This window comes from Rhodococcus sp. GQ147 (genome assembly GCF_059759155.1).
Genome location: NZ_JCAXDU010000001.1, coordinates 387,256 through 398,785 on the forward strand (window position 1 = coordinate 387,256; position 11,530 = coordinate 398,785).

At 69.1% G+C, this 11,530-nt stretch carries 9 protein-coding genes and 1 pseudogene; 3 read left to right on the top strand and 7 right to left on the bottom strand.

The features are described from left to right. Window positions 1-118 precede the first annotated feature (118 nt). The 4 genes from AC6CID_RS01575 to ggt form a co-directional block, all read right to left on the bottom strand. Window positions 119-796 carry a MadR family response regulator transcription factor gene (locus AC6CID_RS01575; RefSeq protein WP_006553550.1) on the bottom strand — a complete coding sequence of 226 codons (678 nt, stop codon included), beginning with the start codon at window positions 794-796 and terminating at the stop codon, window positions 119-121. Further along, window positions 793-2,166: a MadS family sensor histidine kinase gene (locus tag AC6CID_RS01580; RefSeq protein ID WP_217579575.1), complete on the bottom strand. Its 1,374-nt coding sequence runs from the start codon at window positions 2,164-2,166 to the stop codon at window positions 793-795. Before AC6CID_RS01580 ends, AC6CID_RS01575 begins: the two co-directional genes overlap by 4 nt. Further along, entirely contained in the window at window positions 2,163-3,395 is a 1,233-nt protein-coding gene (locus AC6CID_RS01585; RefSeq protein WP_217579574.1) for an iron-containing alcohol dehydrogenase, read from the bottom strand. Before AC6CID_RS01585 ends, AC6CID_RS01580 begins: the two co-directional genes overlap by 4 nt. A gap of 175 nt (window positions 3,396-3,570) precedes the next feature. Continuing rightward, window positions 3,571-5,568, bottom strand: a complete 1,998-nt coding sequence (gene ggt / locus AC6CID_RS01590; RefSeq protein ID WP_498353493.1) for a gamma-glutamyltransferase — start codon at window positions 5,566-5,568, stop codon at window positions 3,571-3,573. A 58-nt stretch (window positions 5,569-5,626) separates the two neighbouring features. On the opposite strand from ggt, the pseudogene AC6CID_RS01595 reads away from it, so the two are divergent. Together AC6CID_RS01595 and AC6CID_RS01600 are read left to right on the top strand one after the other, a co-directional pair. Beyond that, window positions 5,627-5,746, top strand: a pseudogene (locus tag AC6CID_RS01595) (ArsR/SmtB family transcription factor); the annotation flags it as partial. A 33-nt stretch (window positions 5,747-5,779) separates the two neighbouring features. Next, window positions 5,780-6,061, top strand: coding sequence for an SRPBCC domain-containing protein (locus AC6CID_RS01600; RefSeq protein WP_248690851.1), 282 nt, complete (start codon window positions 5,780-5,782; stop codon window positions 6,059-6,061). Between the two features lie 60 nt (window positions 6,062-6,121). Here the strand turns inward: AC6CID_RS01600 and madC are convergent, their stop codons facing one another. The 3 genes from madC to mdo all read right to left on the bottom strand — a co-directional run bounded on the left by madC (window position 6,122) and on the right by mdo (window position 10,126). Continuing rightward, a complete protein-coding gene (madC, locus tag AC6CID_RS01605; protein WP_064060477.1) occupies window positions 6,122-7,663 on the bottom strand; it encodes a MadC family VWA domain-containing protein in 1,542 nt (513 codons plus the stop codon). Between the two features lie 7 nt (window positions 7,664-7,670). Next, window positions 7,671-8,774, bottom strand: coding sequence for a MadB family AAA-type ATPase (locus AC6CID_RS01610; protein WP_498353494.1), 1,104 nt, complete (start codon window positions 8,772-8,774; stop codon window positions 7,671-7,673). A gap of 80 nt (window positions 8,775-8,854) precedes the next feature. Further along, the gene (gene mdo / locus AC6CID_RS01615) at window positions 8,855-10,126 is read right to left on the bottom strand and encodes an NDMA-dependent methanol dehydrogenase (RefSeq protein ID WP_024101655.1); all 1,272 of its coding nucleotides are present in this window, start codon (window positions 10,124-10,126) and stop codon (window positions 8,855-8,857) included. Window positions 10,127-10,425: 299 nt separating this feature from the next. Between mdo and AC6CID_RS01620 the strand changes: the two genes are divergently transcribed. Then, on the top strand, window positions 10,426-11,481 hold the full coding sequence (locus tag AC6CID_RS01620; protein ID WP_498353495.1) for a 2Fe-2S iron-sulfur cluster-binding protein: 1,056 nt from the start codon (window positions 10,426-10,428) through the stop codon (window positions 11,479-11,481). The last annotated feature ends 49 nt before the right edge of the window (window positions 11,482-11,530 follow it).

Consider the following 11,530-nt stretch of genomic DNA (forward strand, 5'->3'; position numbering starts at 1 on the left):
CTCGTCGCGGACACCGAACGCGAAACCGTTGGCCGTCGCCGCGTGGCTCGACGACTGGGGTGCGGCCTACAGCAGCAAGCTCACCGCGCAGAGCTGAGCGTCGGAAGGGGCCAGGCGGTCAGATCAGCCCCTGCTTGCTGGCGGCGTAGACCGCCTCGGCCCGGCGGCTCACCCCTAGCTTGCGCATGATGTTGCTGACGTGGAACTTCACGGTGGTGGCCGAGATGAAAAGCTGCTCACCGATCTTCACGTTCGACATGCCGGCGGCGAGAAGCTTCAGCACCTCGAGTTCGCGGCCGGTCAACTGTTCGGCGGATGTGCCCTGCCCGTTGAGCGAACGTACGACCGCCGCCGCGCTGCGCGAGTCGAAGGCGCTCTCACCGCGAGAGACCGCCCGGATGGCGCGCACCAGTTCGGTGGTGTCGACGTCCTTGACGACGTAACCACGCGCGCCCGCGTGCACCGCCCGCACGACGAGTTGTTCGTCGAGGAAGGTGGTGAGCACGAGCAGACCGATGCCCGGGTGTGCCGAGGACAGCCGCCCGCACAATCCCAGTCCCTCGAAGTCCGACCCGGCCGAGAGCTTGAGATCGAGCAGCACGATGTCGGGGCGCATGCGGTCGACGAGCGCGAGCGCCTCCACGTCCGTCGAGGCCTCCCCCACCACTTCGAGATCCGGTTCGCGATCGAGGATCGAGCGGAGTCCCTGGCGGAGGATCGCGTGGTCGTCGACGAGTGCGATGCGCACCGTGCCGGGCCGCGCCCGCGGGGTCATCCGAGGCGGCGTGACGGTCATGACGGTTCTCCCACCTGTTGAGCTACAGCATTGTCCTGCAACGGGATACGGGCCGCGATTCGCACTCCACCGAACCGGGAACGACGCACCTCGAGGGTGCCACCGAGTTCGCGGGCGCGGGCCTGCATGTTCGCGAGACCGCGATGGCTCCCGTCGAGGTCGTTGGCGGCGAGTCGCAGCATCACCCGCAGACGCGCCGGGTCGCCGTCGCCGTCGTCAGCGACCGACAGCAGGACCGCATCGCGTCCATAACTGAGCCGCAGCACCACGCGACTCGCGTTGGCGTGCACCGCCGCGTTGAACAACGCTTCGCCGGCGATCCGGAGCAGGGCGTGCTCGGCCTCGCCGCTCAACTCGACCGGTGTGCCACCCATCCTCGTCTTGACCTCGAGTTCGCCCGGCATGTGGGCCACGCTGAGCTGTTCGAGCATCTCCGGCAACGACATCCGTTCGGAATCGGACGGTCGGTTCAACGCGTAGATCGCGGATCGCAACTGCTCGACGGCACCGCGGGTGAGTTCCTTGGCGAGGTCGAGTCGTTCGCTGCGTTCGGCGTCGGGAATGTCGCTGCGGCACACCTCGATCTGCATGCCCGCCGAGAGCACGGCCTGCGTGACGCTGTCGTGGAGCTCGCGCGCGATGCGGTGGCGTTCCTCGTCGAGCGCCTGGTTCCGGTGGGCGACGCCCAGCTGCCGCTGCGTGAGAGCGAGTTTCTTCAGGGTCGCTTCGAGTTCCTCGTTGCGTGCCTGCAGATCGGCGGCGGAGCGGTTCGCGTCGCGGTAGGCCTGCTCGGCGCGTTCGAGCAGGAGTTGTCCGCGTTGGTAGAGCGCGGAGTTCTGCAGCGCGACCGCGGTCTGGCTGGCGAGGATCGACAGAACGGCGCGGTCGGTGGTGTCGAGGACGCGGCGGTCCGGCGTCCACGCGGCGATGGCACCGGCGACTCCCCCGTCCAGGACGATGGGCACGAACGCGTGGTGGTTCTCGACCAGCTCGCGACGTTCGACGGCACCGGTACGCACGGCGTCGAGCAGGGCCACGACCTCGTCGGGCAGGGGCGGTCCCTCGACGTTGTCGACGAGGAAGGGAGTGGCGTCGGGGCCGAGCACGAGCCTGCGCGGCCCGGCATCGGGAAGGACACCGTCGGCGAGGGCGAAGGCAACCCACGTCGCGCTCAGGTGCGCGCGAGCGGCTTCGGCGACGGCGCAGATAAGCGTCTCGGGCCCCTCGACCGTGCGCACCAATGCCCGGGAGATCAGTTCGAGTGCGTGGACGACGCGTTCGAGCCGTTCGGCGGCGCCGCGGTACTGCGGATAGAAGGTCGACTTCCCGGAGCGGAGTCCGGTCAGTGCCGACAGGTCGGGAGCACTCACAGCGCCGTCCGGAACAACTCGATCATCTGGTCGCGGGTCGCGGTGCGCGGATTCGTCGACATGCACGCGTCGCGCAGTGCTCCCTCGGCGAGTCGCGGCAGGTCTTCCTCCCGCACGCCGAGTTGGCGCAGTCCGCGCGGCACACCCACCTGACGGGCGAGGGCGTCGATGCGCGACGCGACGGCATCGACGGCCTCGGGCGCGGCACCGCGCGCCTCCTCCAGACCGAGGGTCGCGGCGACCTGGACGAACGGCTCGGGATCGTCGGCACCGTTGAACCGGATGACGTGCGGCAGCAGCACACCGTTGATGACCCCGTGCGGCAGGTCGAGCAGACCGCCGACCTGATGGCTCATCGCGTGGGCTGCACCGAGGATCGCGTTGGTGAACGCGAGTCCGGCCTCGAGACTGGCCTGGGCCATGGTGGCGCGAGCGGGCATGTAGGTCGGGTCGTCGATCGTGCGCACGAGCGTGCCGGTGACCATGCCGACCGCCCGCAGTGCGTGATGGTCGGTGAGGGGGTTGTGGGCGCGGGAGACGAACGCCTCGATGCCGTGGGTGAGGGCGTCGAGTCCGGTGGCGGCGTTGAGGTCGTCGGGCATGGTGGTGAGCAGTCGCGGATCGATCACCGTGAGGTCGGGGACGAGCGACCGGCCGATGATGGTGATCTTGCTGCCGCGCGCGGTGTCGGTGACCACGCAGAACTGGGAGACGTCGGCTCCCGTCCCGGACGTCGACGGCACCATGACCATCGGCGGGATGGGCAACGGCGCTCGGTCGACGCCCTCGTAGTCGAGGATGTTGCCGCCGTTGGCGGCGAGGATCGCGACGCCCTTCGCGGCGTCGATCACCGAGCCACCGCCCAGCGCGACGAGGACGTCGCAGCCCCGCGACCGGTACACCTCGTGGCCGGTCGCGACCTCGTGGTCCTTCGGATTGGGGGTGAGACCGGCCCACACGGTGGCGTCGACCCCCTGATCACGCAGGTGCTGCAGGAGTTCGTCGACCCAGCCGGCTTCGATCAGTCCCGGGTCGGTGACGAGCATGGGGCGGACACCGCCGAGCCGGACGGCGGCGTGGGCCGCTTCGACGAGCGAGCCCTCCCCGAAGACGATCTCGGGGGCGTGGAACTTGACCAGGGCGGGCCCCGAAGCGGGGTGGCCGTCCCGAGGGGGCGCGGAAGCACGGGGATGGGTCGTGTTCTGGTGTCCCGGCATGACGACGGCCACTGTTCACTCCTGACGATCCGCACGATCCGCGCACCTGTGTGATCCAGCTTACGGTGCGCGGGTTGTCGGGCGCAGCGGGCACGGGACGCACCGGACCGATGGTGAGGTCGGCACCTATTCGACAGGGTAGGTCACGGGCGTCGATCCGCGCTCGACGGATATAGGGCGCCGATCGTCACTGCCCGCCGGTATCACCCATCACGGCGCCCTCGCGTCGGGGGTCGGCGCCACCGATCCATCCCTCCCCCTGACGCAGCAGCGCGCTCAGTCCACTGGACTGCGGGGCGACGGACACCTCGTGGCCCCTGTCGCGGAGCTGCTGCACGAGTGGATCGGTCGCTCCGTCGTCGGCACCGTCGATCGCCGGATGCTCGCCGCCGACCCCTGTGACGGGGGTGTTCGCAGCGCCGAACGACACGGCCGAGACGGCCTGCTGCGGGTCGAGTCCCCAGTCGAGAGTGTTCACGAGTGTCTTGACGACGAACTGGATGATCACCGAGCCGCCCGGCGACCCGACCACCATCCGGATGTCGCCGCGACCGCCGTCGGAGGTGCGATCGAAGACGAGCGTCGGGGCCATCGAGCTGCGCGGCCGCTTGCCGGGTTCGACGCGGTTGGCGACGGGCAGCCCCTCCTCGTCGACCGGTTCGGCCGAGAAGTCCGTGAGCTGATTGTTGAGGAGGACGCCGTCGGTCATGTGGAACGAGCCGAAGGCCGACTCGATGGTGGTCGTCATGGATGCGACGTTGCCGTAGCTGTCCGCGACCGAGATGTGGCTGGTGCCGTGTTCGGGGCTCTGCGGCGGCATGCCGAGCGGGACCGGACCGAAGTCGCCGGGCTGCGCCTCGCCCATGCTCTTGCCGGGGTCGATCAGCCCTGCGCGTTCGGACAGGTAGTCCGGGTTCACCAGGGTCTCGAGCGAGCCACCCGGCAGGGGCACGAAATCGGCGTCGGCGACGTACTTGTCGCGATCGGCGTAGGCGAGTCGTTCGGCTTCGGAGATCAGGTGCACCGCATCCGCGTCGGGGACGCCACCGTCGGCATCGACATCACCCGGCGGCAGCGACGCGAGGTCGAAGTTCTCGAGGATGCCGAGCGTCGCCGCGACCGCCATGCCACCCGAGGACGGGTTGGGCATCCCGCAGATCTCGTACTCGCGGTAGCGGGTGCACAGCGGTTGCCGTTCCTTCGCCTCGTAGACGGCGAGATCGTCGAGGGTCATCGTTCCGGGTGTACGCCCGCCCGAATCGGTGCCGGTGGACTCGACGATGCCGGCCGCGATGTCACCGGTGTAGAAGGCGTCGGCGCCGTCGGTGGCGATCGCCGAGAGCGTCTTGGACATCGCCGGATTCGTGAGGATCTCACCTTCGGGCTTGGGCGAGCCGTCGGCCTGCAGGAAGTAGGCGCGGGCCTCGTCGTCGACGGCGAGCTGTTCGGCGGAATCGGCGATCGACTGCGCCAGACGGTCGCTGATCACGATGCCCTGATCGGCGAGATCGATCGCGGGGCGGAACAATTCGCCCCACGCGGCACTCCCGTGCTTCGCGTGGACGGTTTCGAGCATCCGCACGACGCCGGGCACGCCGATCGAGCGGCCGCTCGCACGCGCGTCGGGGCGGGGTTCGGTGCGATCGGTGTCGCTGGTCCAGCGCAGATAGTTCTCGGTCGCGGACATCGGTGCCGTCTCGCGGCCGTCGTATGCCTTCACCTCACCGGACTCGGCGTCGTAGTACACCAGGAACGCTCCGCCGCCGATACCCGACGACTGGGGTTCGACCAGACCGAGGACCATCTGGGCGGCGACGAGTGCGTCGGCCGCGGTCCCGCCGTCGCGCAGGACCTCGCATGCCGCTTCGGTGGATGCGGGATTGGCCGTCGACACGGCGAAGGAGGAGGTGGTCACCGCGGTCATGCCGGCGCGGTAACCGGTCGCGATCTCGGGGTTCGTGGAGATGTCGCGATCCCCGGTCTCCGTCGCCGGCTGCGTCTCGGCGATCGGGGTGCCGTTGGGTTCGGCGGTGCAGGTCGCGGCTGCCGCGGTCTCCTGCACGTCAGCCGTACCGCCCGACTCCATATCGTCCGACGCGGACGTACACGCGCCGAGGAGGGTGATCGAGACGGCCGCGGCGAAGGCCGCGCGGACACCGGACCGGGCTCTCGAGGGCAGGACCATTCACTGACCGTAGCCGGGCACGTGAGTGCCCGTAGGGAATTCGACCGCGATCCGTTTGCGCACGCGCGACGCCCAGCGCCGGCCCGTCCACCTGAAGCCCGCACGGCTGGAGATGCTGACCTCCTGGATCGACCGCTACCGGTTGGTGAAGGAACAGCAGTTCCGCGGTCTCGACGCCGTCGCGCAGTGGCTCGGCCCGCGCGGCCTGGAGATGAAGATCGAGGAGTACGACCTCCGCACCGGCGGTTCGTACCGCTACGAACACTCCGACGACAGCGGCAGCTACCGCTTCGCGGGTGTCTTCCACACCGTCCGCGAGAACGAGTTCATCGTCCAGACCTTCGAATATCTCGGGTTCCCTGATGTGGTGAGCCTCGAGACGCTCACCTTCGTCGACCTCGGGAACGTCCCTGCAAGCTGGTCGGCCATTCCGTGTACCCGAGACAGGAGGCCCGCGACGGCATGGCGGAAGCGGGTATGGAGACCGGCCTGACCGAGGGCTTCGAACGACTCGAGGAACTGCTTGCCGGGTCCGCGACGCGGTGAGCGCCGTTCACCGCAGGGCGTGGCCGAGTTCGGCGGCGCGCGCGAGCAGTTGCGCGCCGTCGCGGGCGACGACCACCTCGTCGCACAGTTCGGCGTAGCCGGGCATCGCGCAGGTCGCCTGCGTCCAGTACCGCTCGGGTTCGGGCGTGATCCACGCGAGGCGGTGCACGCGGCGACGGAGTTCCTCGAGCCGATCGGTGCGCGGGGGCAGGCCGTTGCAGCGCCCGTCCCCCACGACAAGCACCGACGTCCGGCCGTCGATCGATCCGGAGTGCTCGGTGAGCAGTTCGTCGAACATCCTTCCGTAGTCGCTGCTCGCCTCGAGATCGACGGCAGGATGGGCGAGTACGGCGGCCAGGGCACCGTCACCGCCGGCGGCGAGCAACTGTGTCGTCACGTCCACCGGACGATCGACGAAGGCGACCACCCGGCACCGGTGCGCCCGCCCGTGCATCGCCTGGGCGAGCCGGAGCGTGAACGATGTGATCGGGCGGACCGACAGCGAGACGTCGGCGAGGACGAGCAGCCGCACCCGGTCGGGGCGGGGTGCGCGGACGACGAGCCGGAACGGCACACCGTCGGTCCGCATCCCCGCCCGGGCGGTCCTGCGCATGTCGAGCCGTCCGCGGGTCCGCTCACGCGGATGGGGCCGGACCGGTCCGCGCATGCGGCGCAGCACCTCGTGGCACGCGAGCTCGATCTCGGCGCGATCGATGCCGGCGGCGTCGTGCGATTCGGGCGCCTCGACACCCTCGGCGCCCGGCACCGCGGCGGCGAGTGAGGCGACGAACGCCTCGACCGCGTCCACGAGTCGCGCGAGTTGCGATGCGGAGAGGGGTTCGTCGAGGACCTCTCCCCCGTAGGTGCGGTGCGGGTCGTAGGCGTCGAGCCACGCGAGGATCGACGCCGGGTCGTCCCACGACAGCGATCCGACGACCGCGGCACCCGGTTCACCGGACAGATCACCCACCGTCGTGGTCGCCGCATTCTCGACGTCGACGGTGTAGGTGACGCCGCGACGGCCCGAGTCCGCACCCGTGTCCACCGACAGATCGGCATCGGACGACGTCATCGACACATCGTCGTCGTCCTTGTGCGGGTTGAACCCCTTGCGGGCCTCCGGGGTGTCGAAGTGGTCGCCGACCTCGGCTGCGCGGTCGTTGTACTCGGCGTAGCGCGCGATGCTCGGGTCGTCGCCGATCTCGAGCGCTGCCGGCAGGGATTCGGCGAACTGCGCCCGGGCGGGACCGCCGCCGCTCGCGGCGACGGCGGCGTCGACCGCACCGAACAACTCGTCGAAAGCGCGCTCGAAACCGGCCCGCTCGTGCGGGTACTTGGCGCACACCGCCCGCAGGCACGAGCGCAGTGAATCCCGCTCGCGGACGGAGACCAGGTCGAGCACCCGGCGCACCTCGATGCTCTCGGCCGGTGACGCCGCGACACCGTGGCGTCGCAGGAGCAGGCCGAACACCGCCGCTACCACGTCGAGCACGTAGCGGGGGCGACGCTCGTCGAGCGCGGTCACCTGTGTGACCCGGGATGCGTGCATTGCGGGGTCACCCCCGCAGTCCGCTGCCCGCGGCGTCGCGACCGCCACCACCGCGCCCCCGGAAGACGGCCGTCGTGGTGTTCGCCGGGCGCGATGCGACCGTCACGCGTTCACGCGACGAAACAGATTCGGTCACAACAGCTTCGGGCGCACTCGCTTCGGGTGCGATCGGTTCGGACACCGCGGCTGCCGGTGCCGCACCGCCGAGCCGGGTCTTCGCGAGGTCGACGTCGCCGGTGTACTTGAGCAGCGTCGCCAGCAGCACGTCGCGCATGCCGCCCAGCGAATCCGGGTCGTCGGCGTCGTGTCCCATCACCGTCGCCGCACGTGCGGCGTCGATGACCTCCGAGATCGAGGGACTCTTGCGCAGCGGCAGATCGCGCAGGGTCCGGGACAGGTCGACGATCTGGTGAGCCGTTCCCGGGCGCACGTCCGGCACCCGCGCGGTGACGATCTCGCGTTCACGCTCGTGTGTCGGGTATCCGACGTGGTAGTGCAGGCAGCGACGCTTGAGCGCGGGTGACAACTCGCGAGTGTCGTTGGAGGTCAGGATCACCCACGGTGTGGACCGGGCCGTGAACGTGCCGACCTCGGGGATCGTCACCTGCCGTTCGGCGAGCACCTCGAGCAACAGTGCCTCCATGGATTCCTCGGTGCGGTCCACCTCGTCGACGAGCAGGACCACCGGCTCCTCCGAGAGCACGGCCTCGAGCAGCGGACGGACCGACAGGAAGGTCTCCGAGTACAGTCCGAAGTCCTGCTGCGCGAGGAACTTCGACGCGTCCGCGAGGTCGGCGCGACCGGCGAGCAGTTCGCCGATGCGGTCGCGCAGCATCTGCACGTGCAGCAGCTGTTTGGCGTAGTCCCACTCGTAGAGGGCGCGGCTGTCGTCGAGCCCTTCGTAGCACTGCAGTCGAACCAGTTTCCGGCCGCCGACCGCGGCGAGCGCCTTGGCCAGTTCGGTCTTGCCGACCCCGGCGGGGCCTTCGAGCAGTAGGGGCCGCTCGAGTGCGGTGGCGAGGTGCACGACGGTCGCGAACTCGTCGTCGGCGATGTAGTCGTGCCGGCGCAGCGCATCCTTCAACTCGGCGCCCGAGGCGAACGGGGTCATCCGGGGTCTCCTTCTGTGGCGTGGTCGCAGCGGAGCAGGGCGCTCCCGGGGCGCAGGGGACGCCCCGGGAGCGCGGGTTCTCAGTAGGACCGGTTGATGCAGTGGTCGACGACCGGGATCATCGAGTCGACGGTGACCTCGCGGGGGTTGCCCGGGGTGCACCAGTCGTCCTGGATGTGCTCGGAGATCGCCCGGACGGTCTTCTCGTCGCCGCGGATCGCGTCTCCGCGACCCGCATACTTCTTGGTGTTCATCTGGTTCTTCTCGTACGAGTCGGTGCGCACCTGCCCGAAGTTGTCGGGGATGCCGACGTCCTTCGCGAGCCGGATCGCCGCTTCGACGGCCGCGTCGGCGGCCTGGACGGTGGTCATGTTGCGGGTGTCCACGCCCATCGCGGTGGCGATGCGGGCGTAATGCTCGTAGCGGGAGGGCAGGTTGTACTCCCACACGCGCGGTAGGGCGATGGCGTTGTTGAGGCCGTGGTGGCTGTCGAAGAAGGCCGAGACGGCGTGCGAGATGGAGTGCACGATGCCGAGGCCGCCGGAGTTGAAGGCCTGCGCGGCGATGTACTGGGCGTTCATCATGCCTTCGCGGGCCTTGAGGTTGCGCGGCTCGAAGACCGCTTCACGCAGGTGCTTCGCGACGAGCTCGATCGAGTACAGGGCGTTGCCGAGCGACGGGGCGAAGTCCAGCCGGGAGACGTACGGCTCGGAGCCGTGGGCGAGGACGTCGAAACCGCAGTAGGCGGTGAAGTGCTGGGGGCAGCTGTAGTAGAGCAGCGGGTCGTCGATCGCGAGGGTGACGATCGTGGCCTCGTCGAAGCCGACCCACTTGTGTGGGTGGTCCATGTCGGAGGTGTCGGTGATGACGTAGGCCCAAGACGTCTCGGAGCCGGTACCGGCGGTCGTGGAGACGGCGATGTGCGGCGGGTTCTCCTTGTTGGTGGACTTCGCGAAGCCCTCGAACTCGTTGATGTTGCGGCCGTCGTGGGCGATCACGACGCGGGCGCCCTTCGCGGCGTCGTGGCTCGATCCGCCCCCGACGGAGATGATCGAGTCGCACTTCTCCTTCTGGTAGAGCGCCGCGGCCTCCATGACGTTGTAGTCCTTGGGGTTGGACTCGACCTTGTCGTAGAGGACGACCTCGACGCCCTGGTACTCGATCTTGCCGATGAGCTCCTCGATGATCCCCGATCCGCGCAGGCCGGTGGTCATCAGCAGGGCGCGCTTGAAGCCGAGGTTCTTCGCCTCGACGCCGAGGATGTCGTGGGCGCCGACACCCATCAGCGCGCGGGGGAAGGGGTGGAATTCCTTGATCGGGAAGTCCCAGATCTGATTGAGCTCGATTGCCATGGTGTATCTCCTCGCAGAGGGGGTGTACCGGATCGGGAGTGTGATGTGGACCTCATCCGCGATTCACCATCGACCAGAGCTGCGAGGCGTGAAAGACGCAGCGGCCGAAACCGTCCGGTCGCCGCGGGGGCACCACCCGTTCGGGTAGGGCACCTCCCGCTGACCGGGTGGGCGCCGCACCCGCCCGAGCAGTGCCGGTACCGTTTTCCTCATCCCATGTGCGCTGGTAACCTGAATTAGAACACGTTCTAGATTCGGTCGTGCGCGGCCATCTTTGCAGGAGAGGACGAGACCCACCCATGACGACTGTCGAGGTGCCCCACGGCTCACGCTCGGTGATCCTCACCGTGTCCGCCGTCGTCGAGGAGACCGCCGACACGCGGTCGATCGTGTTCGCCGTCCCGGACGAGCTGCGCGACAAATTCGCCTACCGGCCCGGCCAGTTCCTCACCCTGCGCATCCCGAGCGACCGGACGGGCTCGGTGGCCCGCTGCTACTCGCTCGCGAGCTCGCCGTTCACCGACGACGCCCCCAAGGTCACCGTCAAGCGCACCTCCGACGGCTACGGATCCAACTGGCTGTGCGACAACCTCGCGGCCGGACAGACCCTCGAGGTGCTCCCTCCCGCGGGCGTCTTCACCCCGAAGTCGCTCGACCACGACTTCCTGCTGTTCGGCGCCGGCAGCGGCATCACCCCGGTGATCTCGATCCTCAAGTCCGCGCTCACCCAGGGCGGCGGCACGGTGGTGCTGGTCTACGCCAACCGCGACGAGAAGTCCGTCATCTTCGCCGAGGAGCTGCGGGCTCTCGCGGAGAAGTACCCGACGCGCCTGACCGTCGTGCACTGGCTCGAGTCCGTCCAGGGTCTGCCCACCGCCGACCAGCTCGCGGCGATCGCAACGCCCTACGAGTCGTACGAGGCGTTCATGTGCGGCCCCGGACCGTTCATGGACACGGTCCACCAGGCACTGAACACCGTGGGCATGCCCCGCGCCCGCGTGCACGCCGAGGTCTTCAACTCGCTGTCGGGCGACCCGTTCGCCGACCAGGCGCCGGTCGAGGTCAGCGACGAGGACGCCGCCGACGCCGCGACCGTCGAGGTCGAACTCGACGGCGAGGTCCACAAGCTCTCGTGGCCGCGTACGCAGACCCTCGTCGACATCATGCTCGCGAAGGGCATCGACGTGCCGTATTCGTGTCAGGAGGGCGAATGCGGATCGTGCGCGTGCACCGTGCTCGAGGGCAAGGTCGAGATGGAGAACTGCGACGTGCTCGACCCCGAGGACATCGAGGCGGGCTACATCCTCGGTTGCCAGGCCCGGCCGGTGACCGACCACCTCAAGATCGAGTTCTGAGCCGGCGGGTTCACGCCCCGCTGATCCCGCTCTCTGCGGAAGTGCCCGG